This window comes from Pseudomonas xantholysinigenes (assembly GCF_014268885.2).
In the GTDB taxonomy this organism is placed as follows: Bacteria; Pseudomonadota; Gammaproteobacteria; order Pseudomonadales; family Pseudomonadaceae; genus Aquipseudomonas; species Aquipseudomonas xantholysinigenes.
Map to the genome: position 1 here is coordinate 5,575,254 of NZ_CP077095.1, position 18,613 is coordinate 5,593,866.

The 18,613-nt window shown below is 64.2% G+C and carries 12 protein-coding genes; 1 reads left to right on the forward strand and 11 read right to left on the reverse strand.

The genetic code is table 11. From position 1 onward, the window contains the following. Nucleotides 1–183 precede the first annotated feature (183 nt). A complete protein-coding gene (lpdA, locus tag HU772_RS24755; protein WP_186652906.1) occupies nucleotides 184–1,584 on the forward strand; it encodes a dihydrolipoyl dehydrogenase in 1,401 nt (466 codons plus the stop codon). Nucleotides 1,585–1,821: 237 nt separating this feature from the next. Here lpdA and hcnC read toward each other — a convergent pair whose 3' ends face one another. The 11 genes from hcnC to atpG form a co-directional block, all read right to left on the reverse strand. Next, complete coding sequence (gene hcnC / locus HU772_RS24760) at nucleotides 1,822–3,072, reverse strand: cyanide-forming glycine dehydrogenase subunit HcnC (protein WP_186652905.1); 1,251 nt, start codon at nucleotides 3,070–3,072, stop codon at nucleotides 1,822–1,824. A gap of 2 nt (nucleotides 3,073–3,074) precedes the next feature. Beyond that, nucleotides 3,075–4,469: a cyanide-forming glycine dehydrogenase subunit HcnB gene (hcnB, locus tag HU772_RS24765; RefSeq protein ID WP_186652900.1), complete on the reverse strand. Its 1,395-nt coding sequence runs from the start codon at nucleotides 4,467–4,469 to the stop codon at nucleotides 3,075–3,077. Continuing rightward, nucleotides 4,466–4,780 (reverse strand): cyanide-forming glycine dehydrogenase subunit HcnA, encoded by a 315-nt coding sequence (hcnA, locus tag HU772_RS24770; RefSeq protein ID WP_186652893.1) that lies wholly within the window; start codon nucleotides 4,778–4,780, stop codon nucleotides 4,466–4,468. The genes hcnB and hcnA overlap by 4 nt, the downstream gene beginning before the upstream one ends. Nucleotides 4,781–5,005: 225 nt before the next feature. After that, nucleotides 5,006–8,005, reverse strand: a complete 3,000-nt coding sequence (locus HU772_RS24775; protein ID WP_189664860.1) for an autotransporter serine protease — start codon at nucleotides 8,003–8,005, stop codon at nucleotides 5,006–5,008. 176 nt (nucleotides 8,006–8,181) lie between these two features. Continuing rightward, nucleotides 8,182–11,160, reverse strand: coding sequence for an autotransporter serine peptidase EprS (eprS, locus tag HU772_RS24780; protein ID WP_186652881.1), 2,979 nt, complete (start codon nucleotides 11,158–11,160; stop codon nucleotides 8,182–8,184). Between the two features lie 406 nt (nucleotides 11,161–11,566). Continuing rightward, nucleotides 11,567–13,402 carry a glutamine--fructose-6-phosphate transaminase (isomerizing) gene (glmS, locus tag HU772_RS24785; protein ID WP_186652879.1) on the reverse strand — a complete coding sequence of 612 codons (1,836 nt, stop codon included), beginning with the start codon at nucleotides 13,400–13,402 and terminating at the stop codon, nucleotides 11,567–11,569. An 11-nt stretch (nucleotides 13,403–13,413) separates the two neighbouring features. Beyond that, a complete protein-coding gene (locus HU772_RS24790; protein ID WP_186652878.1) occupies nucleotides 13,414–14,181 on the reverse strand; it encodes a DeoR/GlpR family DNA-binding transcription regulator in 768 nt (255 codons plus the stop codon). 195 nt (nucleotides 14,182–14,376) lie between these two features. Continuing rightward, entirely contained in the window at nucleotides 14,377–15,744 is a 1,368-nt protein-coding gene (gene glmU / locus HU772_RS24795; RefSeq protein ID WP_186652877.1) for a bifunctional UDP-N-acetylglucosamine diphosphorylase/glucosamine-1-phosphate N-acetyltransferase GlmU, read from the reverse strand. Nucleotides 15,745–15,866: 122 nt separating this feature from the next. Next, nucleotides 15,867–16,286, reverse strand: coding sequence for a F0F1 ATP synthase subunit epsilon (locus HU772_RS24800; protein ID WP_011536500.1), 420 nt, complete (start codon nucleotides 16,284–16,286; stop codon nucleotides 15,867–15,869). A gap of 44 nt (nucleotides 16,287–16,330) precedes the next feature. Beyond that, entirely contained in the window at nucleotides 16,331–17,707 is a 1,377-nt protein-coding gene (gene atpD, locus HU772_RS24805; RefSeq protein WP_028690019.1) for a F0F1 ATP synthase subunit beta, read from the reverse strand. A 27-nt stretch (nucleotides 17,708–17,734) separates the two neighbouring features. Beyond that, on the reverse strand, nucleotides 17,735–18,595 hold the full coding sequence (atpG, locus tag HU772_RS24810; RefSeq protein ID WP_028690020.1) for a F0F1 ATP synthase subunit gamma: 861 nt from the start codon (nucleotides 18,593–18,595) through the stop codon (nucleotides 17,735–17,737). Nucleotides 18,596–18,613 lie beyond the last annotated feature (18 nt).

Consider the following 18,613-nt stretch of genomic DNA (forward strand, 5'->3'; position numbering starts at 1 on the left):
GGCGTCACACCTCTTTTGTCGGACGCCACCGGATCAGGGTAGTTCATTCGTAGGAAGTTTCCGTGAAACACGACTATGGTCGAGCCGCTGTGGATCGGGACAGCCAACAGATTGTATACAATCTTCGGCGCGCAGATTAACCTTGTGCCCTCTTCGCTTCCTCACACTCTCGGAGTAAAACCCATGAAATCCTATGACGTGGTGATCATCGGCGGCGGCCCCGGCGGCTACAACGCGGCGATTCGCGCCGGCCAGCTGGGCCTGAGCGTGGCCTGCGTCGAGGGGCGCTCGACCCTCGGCGGCACCTGCCTGAACGTCGGCTGCATGCCGTCCAAGGCAATGCTGCACGCTTCCGAGCTGTACGAGGCGGCCAGCGGCGAGGAATTCGCCCACCTGGGTATCGAGGTCAAGCCGAACCTGAACCTGGCCCAGATGATGAAGCAGAAGGACGAAAGCGTGACCGGCCTGACCAAGGGCATCGAGTATCTGTTCCGCAAGAACAAGGTCGACTGGGTCAAGGGCTGGGGCCGCCTGGACGGCGTAGGCAAGGTCATCGTCAAGGCCGAGGACGGCAGCGAGACCACCCTGCAGGCCAAGGACATCGTCATCGCCACCGGCTCAGAGCCCACGCCTCTGCCAGGGGTAACCCTCGATAATCAGCGCATCATCGACTCCACCGGCGCCCTGTCGCTGCCACAGGTGCCCAAGCACCTGATCGTGATTGGTGCCGGCGTGATCGGCCTGGAGCTGGGTTCGGTGTGGCGCCGCCTGGGCGCCGAAGTGACGGTGATCGAGTATCTGGACCGCATCTGCCCAGGCACCGACGAAGAAACCGCCAAGACCCTGCAGAAGGCCCTGGCCAAGCAAGGCATGCGCTTCAAGCTGGGCAGCAAGGTGACCCAGGCCACGGCCTCGGCCGACGGCGTCAGCCTGAGCCTGGAACCGGCCGCCGGCGGTGCCGCAGAGACCTTGCAGGCCGACTACGTGCTGGTGGCCATCGGGCGTCGCCCGTACACCCAAGGCCTTAACCTGGAAAGCGCCGGGCTGGCGACCGACAAGCGTGGCATGCTCGCCAACGATCATCACCGCAGCAGCGTGCCGGGCATCTGGGTGATCGGCGACGTCACCTCGGGCCCGATGCTGGCGCACAAGGCCGAAGATGAAGCGGTGTCGTGTATCGAGCGCATCGCCGGCAAGCCCCACGAGGTCAACTACAACCTCATTCCAGGCGTCATCTATACCCGCCCGGAACTGGCCAGCGTGGGCAAGACCGAAGAGCAGCTCAAGGCCGAAGGCCGTGCCTACAAGGTTGGCAAGTTCCCCTTCAGCGCCAACAGCCGCGCCAAGATCAACCACGAGACCGAAGGTTTCGCCAAGGTCATCGCCGACGCCAATACTGATGAAGTGCTGGGCGTGCACCTGGTCGGCCCAAGCGTCAGCGAAATGATCGGTGAGTTCTGCGTGGCCATGGAGTTCTCGGCCTCGGCCGAAGACATCGCCCTTACTTGCCACCCGCACCCGACCCGCTCCGAGGCCCTGCGCCAGGCGGCGATGAATGTGGATGGGAAAGCGATGCAGATTTGACGCAAAGCCTTGCGTTAGACCGTGTGGGAGCGGGTTTACCCGCGAAGCAAGCGACGCGGCGCCTGGCACCGGCTATGCCGGTGTTCGCGGCTGAAGCCGCTCCCACAGGGACCGCGCCGACCTCAGGGCATGCACCGCACCTGTGGGAGCGGGCTTGCCCCGCGAACACGGGCGAAGCCCGTGCCACCCTGCGCGGTGCTTGCTGTGTGGGCAAGCCCGCTCCCACGAGTGCTCGACCTAGCCGTGGGCTCGCTGTTTATCCACACCCTCGCGGAAGCGCGACGCCAGGAACGGGGTGATATCCAGCGGCAACGCCTCATTGTGGACAACCTTGTCCAGCAACACCCCGGTAATCGCCGAAGTGAGAATCCCGGTACGGAAATGTCCACAGGCGTTGAAATAGCCAGCGACATTATCCACAGGCCCGAGAATCGGCAGCTCATCCGGCGAGCCCGGGCGCAAGCCAGCCCAGGTGCGCTTCAGGTTCACCTGCGCCAGCTGCGGCACGCAACGAATCGCCCCCTGCACCAGGCCGTTGATCTCCGGGAAGGTGTTGCTGACATCGAAGCCCTTCTCCTCGGTGGTGCTGCCGATCAGGATCTCGCCGTTGTCCTTCTGCGCCATGTAGCAGTCACTGGTGGTGATGCAGCCATCGAGCAGCTTGGGCAGGCGCTCGGTCAACACGATCTGGCCCTTCACCGGCTTGACCGGGATGCTCTCCCCTGTCGCCCATTCGCTCAGTTCCGCGGCCCAGGCGCCGCCTGCGTTGATCAGCGTCTGGCAGTGGAACTCACCGGCCTCGGCGGTGCGCACGCCCTTGATCCGCGAACCTTCGTGCAGCACCCCGGTGATGTTCACGTTCGGGTACAGGTCGACGCCGTTCTGCCGCGCCGCTTCCATGTAGGCATCGCCCAGGCGGAACGGGCTGACCTGGTGATCGCAGAGGAACTCCAGCGCGCCGTTGGCCTTGAGGGTCACCGCCGGCTCCGACGCACGCAGCGCATCACGGTCGAGCCAGCGCACCTGGTCGGCCAGGTGCGGGATCTGCTTGACGATATGTTCGGCGTACAACTGGTCCTCTTCGTCCTGGATGATGTACTTGAGCCCGGTGCGCTCGAACTTGAAGTCCATGCCGTGGCGCTCGATCAGCTCTTGGTGCAGCTGTGGATAAATCGCGTTGGACTGCAAGGCGAAGTCAAAGAAGCATTCCGGCAGGATATGCGGCGTGCTCGAGTCGACCACCACCGCCGCGCCATTGGCTTCGCGCTTGCTGCGCGAAGACATCATGCGAAAGAAGATCACCCCGCAACCCAGCCCCACCGATTCGCCGATGGCCCACAGGCCGCCCGCCGAGGCGCGGGTGGCATTGCCAGGGCGCTTGCAGTCGATCAGGGCGATCTTCAGGTTGCCGCGCTTGGACAGCTGGTAGGCGCAGGACGCGCCGATCACGCCGCCGCCGGCGATGATGATGTCGTAAGTCTTGTTCATGCTCAGGCCTCCGTGCCCAGGTGTTCGAATGCGGAGAATGGAATCGGGTCGACCGGGAAGCGCGGGCGCAGCCAACCGACGTCCTTGTGCCCGGTGGCACTACGCAGGCGATCGCTGCAATAGCCGACGCACATGCGGCCCTGACAATCGCCCATGCTCACCCGGGTGCGCATCTTCAGGCTGGCCATGTCCTCGACGCCCTGCTCCAGGGCCAGGTCGATCTGCTCACGGGTGACATGCTCGCAACGGCAGATCACCGTGTCGGCCTGCGGCAGCTCGATCTGCGCGGCGCCGCGGGCGGTGTAGCGCTCCACCCCGGAACGGAAGCGCTTGATCGCCGCCAGCTTGCCCAGGTAGCGCTCACGCCGCTCGATGGCCTGCTCGGCGTCGAGCTTGCCCATCTGCTGGAGCATCGACACTGCGGCGATGCGCCCGGTCAGCATCGCCGCCTCGCCACCGCGAATCCCGGCCATGTCGCCGGCCAGGTGGATGTTCGGCCGGCTACTCTGCTGCCAGACATTGCACTCGGCACGCAGGTAGCCGTCTGCGCTGAAGCCATGGTCCAGGCCCAGCTGCTGGCTGAGCTGGGTACGCGGGATGAAACCGTAGCCGACCGCCAGGGTGCGCACCTGCTCGCGCTGGACGCGGGACAGATCCGGCTGCCAGTCCTGGGTGTAGGGCGCCACGCTGACTTCCTGCAGCTCGTCTTCCCCGCTGGCGCCGACCACGCCCCAGCCGTAGTGCATGGGGATGCCGTTGAGCTTCATGTAGGCGAGCATGCTCAAGCCATCGAGGAACAACTGTGGCTTGTTCATCAGCGCCAGGCTTTCCTTGGCGATACGGTTGAACGAGCACGCCTCGTAGACCCCGGCGACCTTGGCGCCAGCGGCGTGCAGTTGGCAGGCCACCAATGGCAACAGCGGCCCGGTACCGGCAATCAAGGTGCTGCCCAGCGGCTTGACCACGCCGCTCTTGATCTGCAACTGCAGGCCGCCGAGCAGGATCACCCCTGGCAGGGTCCAGCCGGGGAATGGCACGTTACGCTCGTGGCAACCGGCAGCCAGCAGCAGGTGCGAGTATTCGATTTCATGCAGGCGCTCGTCGGCATCCAGCACCATCAGTCGTTGATCGTCACCACCGACCACACGGTGGTTCAGGCGCAGGTCGACGTGCTGGGCGCTGGCGGCGAAATCTTCGTGCAGCTTGGTCAGGGCCTTAGTGTAGCGTGGGCCCAGATAGCCCAGGTCGACACCAGCGCGCAGCGGGCCACGGTAGACCACCCCACCAGGGCGCGAAGCCTCGTCGAACAACAGGCAATCCACACCCTGTGCGGCCAGCTCGATGGCGGCCCCCATGCCGGCCGAACCTCCGCCGACGATCACCGGACGCAGGCTCATGACTGGGCCTCCTCTTGCACGCGATTGACCTCGGTTTCGATGCGCATGCCGGGGCGAACCACGGTCTGGCAGGCGCGACGCTTGGGCCGGCCATCGATCTGGACCAGGCAGCAATGGCAGACACCCATGCCGCAGTAGGCACCACTGAGCTGGCCGTGGTCGTTGCGCGCGACCTGGCGCAGGCCGACCGCGTTGAGCACGCTGAGGACTGTTTCCCCCGCGCTGGCCACCGCCGGCAGGCCATTGACCAGCAGGGTCATTTCAGCGCCTTCCAGCGGTTGGATATCGTGTTTTCGTAGCAGCGTCTGCATTTCCTGTCGTCCTTGATGACTGATGGGTCGGGGGACGTTAGGGCAAACACCTGGGGAAAACATTGATCCATGCCGGATACGGACTACAGAAATTTCCGATAACGACAAACGTGCAATAGACATCACAAAGGCAGGTTGCCACATGCAGCCAAACCTGGAAAAAGCCCCTGGCGAACCAGGGGCCATAGCGTCACACCTCTCATATCGGGGCGTGTTGCCGACCTATCAGAACGCCCAGTCCAAGCTCAGGCCGACCCCGTGGCTCTTGTCGCGGCTGCCCAGCAGGCCGTTGTAGTCCAGATTGACCCGCGCCTGGCGGCCCAGGGCGATCCCCGCCCGCGCACCGACTACCGCCGCATCACGATCCAGCGACAGCGCCTGGACCTTGTAGGTATCGCCCTGGCCCGCGAAGGCCAGGTGCTGATCAGATCCGGTGGCGCTCAGGTTGTGCTGCCAGCCCAGGCTGGCGGACAGCTCCACTGCCTGGCCGCTGGACAACTGCAGCTGCTTGCCGGCGCGCATGCCCAGGGTCGAGAGCCAGGCGTCACGGTTATCCTGGCCACCCTTGAGCGCGGCCGCGCCACCATGTTCCTTGAAGCTGTCGCTGGCGATATGCACATAGGCCAGGTTGGCGAACGGCTCCAGCGCCACGCTCGGCAACGCGACCTTCCAGGCGGCCTCGCCGAACACCTGGGTGCTCTGCGCGTCGCGCTTGCTCTTCTGGCGATCGCTGACTTCGTTGTACTGCAGCTCGCGCTTGGTCTCGATGCGGTGCCAGCTGTGGCTGACGCCCGCGCTCAGGCGCATCTGTTCCAGTTCCTTGCCGGCATAGGCGCCCAGGTGGTAGCTATCGACACTGGCCGAGGAATGACGCCCATCCCCCATGCTCAGCGAACTGTCGCTGTAGCCGGTGAAGACGCCGACGCGAGTGTCCTCGCTCATCTGCCCGTCGATGCCCAGCAGCAGGCCACCGATGGAGCTGCTGTAGCGCGCCCGTCCCGAATCGCCCTCGGCCTTGCCCCAGGCACCCAGGGCCTTGACCCACAGGCCACTGTCCTGGCCGGTTACGCCCGGTGTGGCGGCGACGCCCTGCTGACGGGTCCGCTCACCCACGGCATCGCGCAACTGGCGGCTGTCGTTGAGCAGCAGGTTGCCCACTGCCGGGTGTATTTCCCCGGACAGTTGATCGAACGCCTGCTGGGCGCTGGCGGCGTTGGACGACAACAGCAGGCTCTCGTAGACCGGGTTGCCCGCACCGAGTCGATCAGCGGCTGCGGCCACCGAACGCTGGTTGGCGGTCAGGCCGACACTGGCGAAGGACGTGGCGTTACGCTGCACCGCCAGCCGCACCCCGCTGCCGCTGTAGGCCAAGCCACCACCGAGGAACAGCGAGTTGGACTGCACATCGGCGAAACTGCCCTGCACGCCGCCAGCGGCATTCAAGATATCGAACTGTCGCCCCACCAGGCTGGTGGCTTGCCGGGACTGCAACGAAACCCCGGGGTTCTGCAAGTCCAGCGCCAGGTTGGCGCCGCCCACGGCCACCTGGCCATCACTGACCAGGCGGTCGCTGCCAGTGCTGTCCACCTCCACTGCATAGGTCGAGCCCGGCTGGAAGGTCACATCGTTACTGACGCGCAAGGTGCCGATGGAGTTGCCTGGCGCCACCACGCCGCCACGGGTGACCACCAGCGCGCCGATGCGGCCATTGCCGCCAAGCACACCGCCGTCGTTGACCGTTACCGTCGATTGCAGCGAGCCATTGACCGCCAGGCGCCCTTGGTTGACCAGGGTCGGGCCGGAATAGGTGTTGTTACCGCTGAGCACCAGGGTACCGATACCCTGCTTGGTCAGGCCGCCATGGCCGGAGATATCGTTGCTCCACAGGTCGAGCACGCAGCTCAGGTCATTGCAGCGCCGTTGGGTCGGCCTGCCGGCGTCGACCAAGGCGCCGACACCCGGCAGGTCGACCACGAACTGGCTCGGGCCGTAGCCACCGGCGATGCGGAATTCCTCGGGAATGTCCTGTTCGGTGACCAGCATGCCCGGGCCGCGGATCCCCTTGTCCAGGTTGATCATGCCCCAGCCGTACAAGGCATCGATGCCCGGCGCGCCCATATCGGTGGCGGTGGTGCGCAATACGCTGGCGATCTGGGCACCGCTCATGTAGGGGAAGCGCTCCATCAGCACCGCCGCCGCGCCAGCGGCATGGGGTGCGGCCATGGACGTACCGTTCTTGTTGGCGTAGCCCTGGGTCAGGTCCTCCAGGCTGGTGCCGCCAATCACCGCACTGTAGATCCGGGTGCCGGGGGCCGACACGCAGAAACTCGCGGTGTAGCCGCAGCGGGACGAGAACGTGCTGATGACATAAGGGTTGGTGCTGCTGGTGTCGGGGTTTTGCTGCAACGCCGCCACGGTCATCCAGTTGGGCGCGATCTCGGGGACGAAATAGCCCAGCCCGGCAATCGCATCGGGGTTATTCAGGTTGTAGTCGTTGCCGGCGGCGAAGATGGTCAGGACTCCGCTGCGCGCGGCGGCAATGGCGCCGTCATAGGCACCACCAGGCAACGTGCCCAGCAGTGGCTGGATCTGCGCGAACTGCGCCCGGGCATCGTCCACGGTGAAATGTGGAAAGTCCGGATTGCGCCCCCCCTTGGCGAAGCGATCGGTGATACCGATGCCCCAGCTGTTGTTGATGATCCGTGCGCCGCTGGCCACCAGGCTGTCCCAACCGGCCTTGTACACCGCGCCATCGTTGCCCAGGACGATGCCATCCTCGGGGCCGGGGTCACCGTTGTCGGCGCTGATGATCTGCGCATCGAACGCCACGCCGTGCATCTGTACGCCATCACGGTTGCCGGCGGCAATCCCGCCGACGTGGGTGCCGTGGGAGCCGAGCTTGCCGTCCGAACCCACCGACGGGCTGCCGTCATAACGGAACGTATCGCCGGCCTTCACCGGGATGTAGGGGTCGGTGTACTGGCGGATGCCGCTGGTGACCAGGGTCACGATCTTGTCCTTGCCGGCGAACTCAGGGTGCTGGGCATAGACCGGCTGGTCGAAGATCCCAAGCTTCACGCCCTTGCCGCTGTAGCCGGCGGCATAGGCGCTGTCGGCATGGATCGCCCCCAGCCCCCAGTCGGCCTTGAACTCGCTGCTGCGCCAGCTGCTGGCGTCACCCAGGCGTCCAGTCTCGACATAGGGCGCGGCCTGGGCCGTGCCCATCAGTGCCGCCCAACCGACCAATGCCCGCCCCAGTGGGGCCAGGGCCCAGCCCTGCGCGAGTGCGCTGTCATCCTTTCTGACTTGCTTCACTACGACCTTCCTTAGTTGTATTGATGAAGAACCGCGTTGGTCACACTCCGTATTGCAACGCCCGACCCAACCTGTGCCAGGGCGCTTCAGAACCGCCATTGCAGGTTGAGTCCCGCGCCATGCTGCTGCTCACGACTGGCCAGGCGCCCCTGGTAGTCCAGGCTCAGGTCCAGGTCGCGGGCCAACCCCACCCGTGCCTGCAGCCCCACCAGCGCGGCATCGCGCAAGGCCGGCGCGGTGTGCACCCGAAACGCCTGGTCGCTACCGGCGAAGGCCAGGTGTTCGCTGTCCTGGGTCCCACTCAGACGGTGCTGCCAGCCCAGGCTGGCCGCCAGTTGCAGGTTCTGTTGCGGGCCCAGTTGCCATTGCTGGCGCCCCCGCAGGCCCAAAGTACTGAGCCAGGCATCGCGCTGCTCGTCATCGGCATGCAGCGCCGCCGCATCGCCCTTTTCATGGAAGCCATCACGGTCCAGGTGCTGGTAGGTCAGGTTGGCGAAGGGCTCCAGTTGCAGTGCCGGCATGGCCAGGCGATAGGCCGCCTCGGCGAACAGCTGCTGGCTGCGGGCATCGACCCGCGCGCGCTGGCGACCGGACACCTCGGCATAGGCCAGGTCGCGGCGAACCTCGGCACGGTGCCAGCTGTAGCTGGCCCCCAGGCTCAAGCGCAGTTGGTCGACGTCGTGACGGACATAGGTACCCAGGTGGTAGCTGTCGACCGTGGCCCGCGAGTGGCTGCCGCCCATGCCCAGGGAACTGTCGCTGTAGCCTGCGGCCAGGCCGGCGCGGGTCTGCTCGTCGAAATCACGGTCCAGGCCCAGCAGCATGCCGCCCAGGGAACTGGTATAGGACTCGCTGCCCTGCACGCCCTCGATACGCCCCCAGCTGCCCAGGGCCTTGAGCCAGAGCTGATTTGAGCCTGGCTCGCCGGCATCGAGCGCCGCACCTTGCACGCGCTCGCCCAAGGCATCGCGCAAGACCGCCCCCTGGCTGAGCAGCATCGAGTCCAGCGCCGGGTAGATCTCCCCGGACAATTGACGCAGGCCGTCACGGGCCTGGTCCACCGAGGTCGAGAGCAGCAGGCTTTCATACACCGGATTACCCGGCCCCAAGCGCTCCACGGCACCGCCGCTGGCACGCTGGTTGGCCGTGTCACCGACACTGGCGAACGTCGTGCCACTGCGTGTCACATCCAGCTGCACGCCAGTGGCCGAGTAATCGAGCAAGGTCCCCAGAAACAAGTAGCCGGGCTGGACCTGGGCGAAGCGCCCGTCGACGCCAGCCGCCGCCTGCAGGATGTCGAACCGGCGCCCGACCAGGCTGGGTACCGGGCCACCGGCCAACAGGTTGGGTTGAGCTTGAGGCACCAGGCTCAGGTTGGCGCCCGCGACACTGGCCTGGCCACCCACCACAAGGCGGTCACTGGCCGTGGGCGACAGCTCCACCCGATAAGTCGAGCCCGCTTGCAGGTCCAGGTTGCCGGCAACATTCAAGGTACCGATGGAGTTGCCCGGGGCTACTACGCCACCGGCGCGGGCGGTCAGGGTCGCGACCTGGCCATTGCCGCCCAAGGTACCGCCTGCGTTGACCGTGACCGCCGATTGCAGGCTGCCATTGACCGCCAGCAAGCCGCCATCGACCCGGGTCGGGCCGCGGTAGCTGCTGTCACCGCTGAGCACCAGCCAACCCGCCCCGGACTTGACCAGGCTACCTTGATAGACCCGCTGCGCGGCAGCTGCATCGCGGGCCATGCCCAGGGCATAGTCGCTGCGATCCTGCTGGCTGGCGCCCGCGGCCAAGCCCTGCTCCCATCCACGGTCCTTGAGGGTTTGCTGCCAGGCCTGGCGCTCCGCCGCATCCTCGGCCTGGCGCTGCACCAGGGCCTGGTCGGAAATACCGTTGCTCCACACATCGCCCTGCCCGCGCCCCAGGTTGACGTCGAACTCGCCGAGCAACTGGCCGGGGCCGTGCAGCGCCCGGCCCAGGTCCGGAACGCCCCAGCCCACCCGCTCGCTGGGGCCCTGGGTCGGCGAGCCATCGAGCTGGCGCGAAGTGGTCAGCAGCACTTGCAAGGCCTGCTGGTTGTTCAGGTAGGGATAACGCTCCATGACCAGCGCCAAGGCCCCGGTAGCATGGGGCGCGGCCATCGAGGTGCCGTTGTAGGTGGCGTAGCCGCCACCGGGCACGGTACTGGTGATGGCCGCGCCCGGGGTCGCCAGGCACCAGTATTTGGCGACGCCGCATTGGTTGTATTTCTGCTGGTTGTTCTTGTCCAGGCCCGACACCGCCAGCCAGTGGCCTTCCAGCTCCGGCTGGAAGTACGGCAGCGCCGAGCGCACGCTGGCATTGGCATAACCGCTATTGCCGGCGCTGAACACGTTGATCACGCCACGGCGCGCGACCTCGCCGGCGGCGTCGAGCCAGGTGTCCTGCTGGAAATGCTGGGCATAGGCGGCGCGCAGGTCGCCCAGGGTCTGGTAACTGACATCCTTGGGCTGGCTGCCCCAGCTGTTGTTGATGGCGCGCACCCCGGCATCCACCAAGGCACCGTAGACCGCCTTGAAGTAGCGCGGATCGGGGTCGGTGCCGAACAGGAACTTGTCGTTCTTGTTGGTGTTGCCCACGTACACCTGGGCATTGAAGGCCACACCATGCATGCCCAGGCCATCCCGGGCCGCGCCCATGGTGCCGGTGACATGGGTACCATGGCTGTCGTTGTTGCCATTGAGCACCCCGGAGACACTGAATGGCGTGCCATCCAGGTATTGGCCTGTGGCGGTGACCGCGTGGAAACGTCCAGGGCTGGCCTCAGGGTGGGCAGCATCGAACCCCGAGTCCAGGGCACCGATACTGATGCCGGCGCCGGTGATCCCGGCGGCATAGGCCTCGTTCGCTCGCATGCGCTCCAGGCCCCAGTCCTGCTGGTATTCGGCCGAACGCCAACTGGCGGGATCGCCTACGCGACCGGTTTCCTGGTAGGCCGCCATGGCCGACAGCGGCAACGCGCTGGCAAACGCCAGGCACAGGGTGCCCGTCAGCGTCTTGAGCTGATCACATCTCACATCCATGTCGATGACTTCCTTGTTTTTGTTATCGGATCGTCCGTTCCTGGTCGATCAGTGTGTCGCTGCCTTGCAGGGCCACAAGCCCGTGGTCCCATCGGCGCAAAGGCGATCGCCAGGCGCTGGGCAGGTTACTGCGGCCCTAGGCCAAGGCGGTAGTCTTCGCCTGCAAATATTGCTACCACGTCAAATATTCGCGCAATAGCTGGCGTGATCGGCCAGGCCATCTTGCGGAAAAAAGAAACGACGGAGTAGGCAAGAGCCGAGAAGGAAGAGGTTCGGCTCCAGATTAGGAGATATCGGCGTCGCGCCGCTGGGGGAGATGCATCTGGATGGAGGGAGCCGGAGGCGGCTCCCTCGTGTGGGACAGTTCCAGGTCTCTGGAACCATCCACGTCAAACCCAGCGTTTGATCACTCGACAGTCACCGACTTCGCCAGGTTGCGCGGTTGGTCGACGTCGGTGCCCTTGAGCACGGCGACGTAGTACGACAGCAACTGCAGCGGGATGGTGTAGAGGATCGGCGCCAGCGCATCGTTGATGTGCGGCACGTTGATCACATGGGTGCCCTCGCCATTGCGCATGCCGGCCTGCTCGTCGGCGAACACCACCAGCTCACCGCCACGGGCGCGCACTTCCTGCAGGTTCGACTTGAGCTTCTCCAGCAGCTCGTTGTTCGGCGCCACGGTGACCACCGGCATGTCGTTGTCCACCAGGGCCAGCGGGCCGTGCTTGAGCTCGCCAGCCGGATAGGCTTCGGCGTGGATGTAGGAGATCTCCTTGAGCTTGAGCGCACCTTCCATCGCCACCGGGTATTGCGCGCCACGACCAAGGAACAGGGTGTGGTGCTTGTCGGCGAACAGTTCGGCGATCTTCTCGACCACGCCATCCATCGCCAGCGCCTCGCTAAGGCGCGCCGGCAGGCGCCGCAGTTCCTCGACCAGCTCGGCTTCCACGCCGGCTTCGAGTGTGCCGCGCACCTGGCCCAGGGCCAGGGTCAGCAGCATCAGCGAGACCAGTTGGGTGGTGAACGCCTTGGTGGAGGCCACACCGATTTCCGGACCGGCCAGGGTCAGCAGGGTGAGGTCGGACTCGCGCACCAGCGAGCTGATACCCTTGTTGCAGATCGCCAGGCTGCCGAGGAAGCCCAGCTCCTTGGCATTGCGCAGGGCCGCCAGGGTGTCGGCGGTTTCACCGGACTGCGAAATCGAGACGAACAGGGTATCCGGCTGTACCACCACCTTGCGGTAGCGGAACTCGCTGGCCACTTCCACCTGGCACGGAATGCCGGCCAGGCTTTCCAGCCAGTAACGGGCGACCATGCCCGCGTGATAACTGGTGCCACAGGCGACGATCTGCACATTGCGCACCTTGGCGAACAACTCGGCAGCCTGCGGGCCGAAGGCTTGCACCATCACATGGTCGTTGCCCAGGCGTCCTTCGAGGGTGCGCTGCACCACGCTGGGTTGCTCGTGGATTTCCTTGAGCATGAAGTGGCGGTAGTTGCCCTTCTCGGCGGCTTCGGCCCCTTCGTGGTACTGCACGGTTTCGCGCTGGACCGGATGACCGGCCTGATCCCAGATCTGCACCTGGTCACGGCGAATCTCGGCGATATCGCCCTCTTCCAGGTACATGAAGCGGTCGGTGACCTGGCGCAGGGCCAATTGGTCCGATGCCAGGAAGTTCTCGCCATGGCCCAGGCCAATCACCAGCGGGCTGCCGCTGCGGGCGGCAACCAGGCGGTCCGGCTGGCTGGCGCTGATCACTGCCAGGCCATAGGCACCGTGCAGGCGCTTGACCGCGGCCTTGAGGGCGTCGGTCAGGTCGGGAACGCTTTTGAGCAGGTGGTGGATCAGGTGGACGATCACTTCGGTGTCGGTCTGCGAGACGAAGACATAACCCAGGCCCTTCAGCTCTTCGCGCAGCGCTTCGTGGTTCTCGATGATGCCGTTGTGCACCACCGCCACTTCATGCCCGGAAAAGTGCGGGTGGGCATTGCCCTCGGTCGGCGCGCCATGAGTGGCCCAGCGGGTATGGGCGATGCCCAGTTGCCCGGCCAGCGGCTCGGCGCCGACTGCGGCCTCCAGCTCGCTGACCTTGCCGATGCGACGACGACGCTGCAGTTCGCCCTGCTGGGTGAAGACCGCGAGGCCGGCACTGTCGTAACCACGGTATTCCAGACGCTTGAGGCCTTCGATGAGGATGGCTGTGATATTGCGCTCGGCAACGGCACCAACGATTCCACACATAGATGTTGCTCCTAGCTGATAGCGGCGCAAATAAGGTTGATGCCGCGGGCTTGAATCCGGTCGCGTGCCTCGGCGGGCAGGCGATCATCAGTAATCAGGGTGTTGACGCTGCCCCAGGGCAGCTCGAGGTTGGGGATCTTGCGGCCGACCTTGTCGGACTCGACCATGACGATCACCTCGCGGGCCACTTCCGCCATGACCCGGCTCAATCCCAGCAGCTCGTTGAAGGTGGTGGTGCCACGCTCCAGGTCGATGCCGTCGGCACCGATGAACAGCTGGTCGAAGTCGTAAGAGCGTAGTACCTGCTCGGCGACCTGGCCCTGGAACGACTCCGAGTGCGGGTCCCAGGTGCCGCCGGTCATCAGCAGCACCGGCTCGTGCTCTTGCTCGCTGATGGCCCGGGCCACGTTGAGCGAGTTGGTCATCACCACCAGGCCCGGCTGGCGCCCGAGTTGCGGGATCATTGCCGCAGTGGTGCTGCCACTGTCGATGATGATGCGCGCGTGCTCGCGGATGCGCTCCACCGCCACGCGGGCGATGGCCTGTTTGTACAGCGACACCGGCTGGACCGCGTCACCGAGCAGTTCCTGGGGCATGGTCACCGCGCCACCATAGCGGCGCAACAGCAGGCCGTTGGCTTCCAGGGCGGCCAGGTCCTTGCGGATGGTCACTTCGGAGGTTTCGAAACGCTTGGCCAAGGCGTCGACGCTGACCTCACCCTGCTCGTTGAGCAAGGCCAGGATGTTGTGGCGACGCTGGGGGGTATTTCGTTTCGACATGTCGGCTTTAAGTTTCGATTCGAAAGATAAGTGTTGCAATCAAAACCTAAGAATCACGATTCGTCAAGTTGCCGCTGTGCTGTGGATAGTTTTCCTCTGCCCTGACGCGGTCCTACAGGGGACCGCGATGCGGCACCAATAAAATGGCCGGCTTATTCACATAAGCCGGCCTGTGCAAAAAGCGCTGTGGATAACTCAGCTCTTCTTGATCTTCTCCGGCCGTTTCCAGCCTTCGATATTGCGCTGGCGCGCCCGGGCCACACCCAACTGCCCCGCTTCGACCGTCTGGGTGATGGTCGAACCCGCCGCAGTGGTGGCACCAGCCTGGATTTCCACAGGCGCCACCAGCGAGTTGTTGGAGCCGATGAACACGTCCTCACCCATGACCGTGCGGAACTTGTTGGCACCGTCGTAGTTGCAGGTGATGGTACCGGCGCCGATGTTGCTGCGCGCGCCAATCTCGGCGTCGCCGAGGTAGGTCAGGTGACCCGCCTTGGCGCCTTCGCCCAGGTGCGCATTCTTCAACTCGACGAAGTTACCCACATGGGCGCGGGCATCCAGCACGCTGCCGGGGCGCAGGCGAGCAAACGGGCCGGCATCGCTGCCCTCGCCCATCACCGCGCCTTCGATATGGCTGTTGGCCTTGATCACCACGCCCTTGCGCAAGGTACTGTCCTTGATCACGCAATTCGGGCCGATCTGCACATCGTCCTCGATTACCACCCGGCCTTCGAGGATCACGTTGACATCGATCAGCACGTCACGCCCCACGCTCACCTCACCGCGCACATCGAAGCGCGCCGGATCACGCAGGGTCACGCCCAGGGCCATCAGGCGACGGCCTTCACGCAACTGATAGTGACGCTCGAGCTCCGACAGCTGGCGCCGGTCATTGGCGCCCTGCACTTCCATCGGGTCGTGGGGTTGTTCGGTGGCAACCACCAGGCCATCGGCCACGGCCATGGCGATCACATCGGTGAGGTAGTACTCACCCTGGGCGTTGTTGTTGGACAGACGGCCCATCCAATCGGCCAGGCGCGCGGCGGGCATGGCGAGGATGCCGGTGTTGCCTTCCTTGATGGCCTTTTGCGTTGCACTGGCGTCCTTGTGCTCGACGATAGCAGTCACCTGGCCACGGGCGTCGCGGACGATGCGACCGTAGCCGGTCGGATCCGCCAGGTCGACGGTCAACAGGCCCAGCTGACTGTCGCTGACCTTGGCCAGCAGCCGCTGCAGGGTCTCGACTTCGATCAGCGGGACGTCGCCATACAGCACCAGCACGGTGTCGGCCGTGATTGCCGGCAGCGCCTGCGCCACGGCATGGCCGGTGCCCAGTTGCTTGTCCTGCATGACGAAGTTGAGATCGTCGGCGGCCAGGCGCTCGCGCACCTGCTCCGCGCCATGGCCGATCACCACGTGAATACCGCTGGGCTGCAACTGGCGCGCGCTGTGGATAACGTGGCCGAGCATGGAATTGCCGGCGACCGGGTGCAGGACCTTGGGCAGCGCCGAACGCATGCGGGTGCCTTGGCCGGCGGCGAGAATGACGATATCGAGGGACATTGACTGGCTACCAATCCTGGGCGGTCAGGGATATGACCAAAAGGGAAATTGCGGAAAAGAAAAAGGGTAGCCGAGGCTACCCTTTAACTCAATCGCAGCGACAGTAAGCGGCCAGGGCCGGATTACTTGCCTTTGCGCAATTGCTGGACAGTACGCAGCTGAGCTGCAGCCTCGGCCAGACGTGCGGCAGCAGCACCGTAGTCGAAGTCCGAGCTTTTCGCGTTCAGGGCGTTCTCGGCAGCCTTGAGGGCTTCCTGAGCCTGAGCTTCGTCCAGGTCGGCAGCACGCTGCACGGTGTCGGCGAGAACCTTGACCATGTTCGGCTGCACTTCGAGGAAGCCACCGGAGATGTAGAACACCTCACGATCGCCACCTTGCTTGGTCAGCGTGATCGGACCCGGCTTGAGATTGGTGATCAGCGGCGCGTGGCCTGGAGCGATACCCAGATCGCCCAGGTTGCCGTGCGCTACTACCATCTCGACCAGGCCGGAGAAGATCTCTCCTTCCGCGCTGACGATATCGCAATGGACTGTCATAGCCATCTGCTTGCCTCAACCTGATTAGCGCCCCTTGCGGGGCGCCGGGATTACAGTTTCTTGGCTTTCTCGATCGCTTCGTCGATGCTGCCGACCATGTAGAACGCTTGTTCTGGCAGGTGGTCGTAGTCACCTTTGAGGATGCCGCTGAAGCCAGCGATGGTGTCCTTGAGCGAAACGTACTTGCCTGGCGAGCCGGTGAAGACTTCGGCCACGAAGAACGGCTGCGACAGGAAGCGCTGGATCTTACGAGCGCGGGCAACCAGTTGCTTGTCGGCTTCGGACAGTTCGTCCATACCCAGGATCGCGATGATGTCCTTCAGCTCTTTGTAGCGCTGCAGAACATACTGAACGCCACGAGCGGTCTCGTAGTGCTCGGTACCGATCACGTTCGGGTCCAGCTGGCGCGAAGTCGAGTCCAGTGGGTCGACCGCTGGGTAGATACCCAGGGAAGCGATGTCACGGGACAGAACGACGGTGGCGTCCAAGTGGGCGAAGGTAGTCGCTGGCGACGGGTCGGTCAGGTCGTCCGCAGGTACGTATACGGCCTGGACGGAGGTGATCGAACCTTCTTTGGTCGAAGTGATGCGCTCTTGCAGAACGCCCATCTCTTCGGCCAGGGTCGGCTGGTAACCTACTGCCGAAGGCATACGGCCCAGCAGTGCGGATACTTCGGTACCGGCCAGGGTGTAACGATAGATGTTGTCGACGAACAGCAGAACGTCGTTACCTTCGTCACGGAACTTCTCAGCCATGGTCAGGCCGGTCAGCGCTACGCGCAGACGGTTTCCTGGTGGCTCGTTCATCTGACCGTAGACCAGCGCTACCTTGTCGAGAACGTTGGAGTCCTTCATCTCGTGGTAGAAGTCGTTACCCTCACGAGTACGCTCACCCACACCAGCGAACACGGAGTAACCGCTGTGTTCCATGGCGATGTTACGGATCAGTTCCATCATGTTCACGGTCTTGCCGACGCCGGCACCACCGAACAGGCCAACCTTACCGCCCTTGGCGAACGGGCAGACCAGGTCGATAACCTTGATGCCGGTTTCCAGCAGGTCGTTGCCGCCTGCCTGGTCGGAGAACGAAGGCGCTGGCTGGTGGATACCGCGACGCTCTTCTTCGCCGATTGGACCGGCTTCGTCGATCGGGTTGCCCAGGACGTCCATGATACGGCCCAGGGTTGCCTTGCCGACAGGTACCGAGATGGCAGCCTTGGTGTCAACGACATCCAGACCGCGCTTCAGACCTTCGGTCGAGCCCATCGCAATGGTACGAACCACGCCGTCGCCCAGCTGCTGCTGAACTTCCAGGGTGGTTTCCGCGCCTTGTACTTTCAGCGCGTTGTAAACACTCGGCACGGCATCACGTGGGAATTCCACGTCGATGACGGCGCCGATGATTTGAACGATACGTCCGCTACTCATAGCTGGATCCTCTGAATTTTTGAACCGTTAAACCGCGGCAGCGCCGCCGACGATTTCCGAGATCTCCTGGGTGATCGCAGCCTGACGCGCCTTGTTGTAGATCAACTGAAGCTCTTTGATCAAATCACCGGCGTTGTCTGTGGCGTTCTTCATGGCGATCATCCGGGCCGCTTGTTCAGCAGCGTTGTTCTCGACCACCGCCTGGTAAACCTGCGACTCCACGTAACGCACCATCAAGCCGTCCAGCAGCTCTTTTGCGTCGGGTTCGTACAGGTAGTCCCAGTGGTGCTTGAGTTCCTGATCCGGGGTTGCCACCAACGGTACCAACTGCTCTACCGTCGGTTTTTGGGTCATGGTGTTGATGAACTTGTTCGAAACCACCGAGAGGCGATCGATGCGGCCGTCCAGGTAGGCGTCCAGCATCACCTTGACGGAGCCGATCAGATCATTGATCGATGGCTCTTCGCCCAGGTGGCTGATCGCGGCTACGACGTTACCGCCAAAGATGCGGAAGAAAGTCGCACCCTTGCTGCCGATCACGCACAGGTCGATTTCCACGCCCTGTTCGCGGTTTTCGTTCATGTCCTTGACCAGGGCCTTGAACAGGTTGGTATTCAAGCCACCGCACAGACCACGGTCACTGCTCACCACGATATAACCGGCGCGCTTTACAGGGCGCTCGATCATGAACGGGTGGCGATATTCCGGGTTGGCGTTGGCCAGATGACCGATCACCTGGCGGATACGCTCCGCGTAAGGACGGCTAGCAGCCATGCGCATTTGTGCCTTGCGCATCTTGCTGACCGCCACTTTCTCCATGGCGCTGGTAATTTTTTGCGTGCTTTTGATGCTCGCAATCTTACTGCGAATCTCTTTTGCGCCTGCCATGTATCACCTATCAGGTTA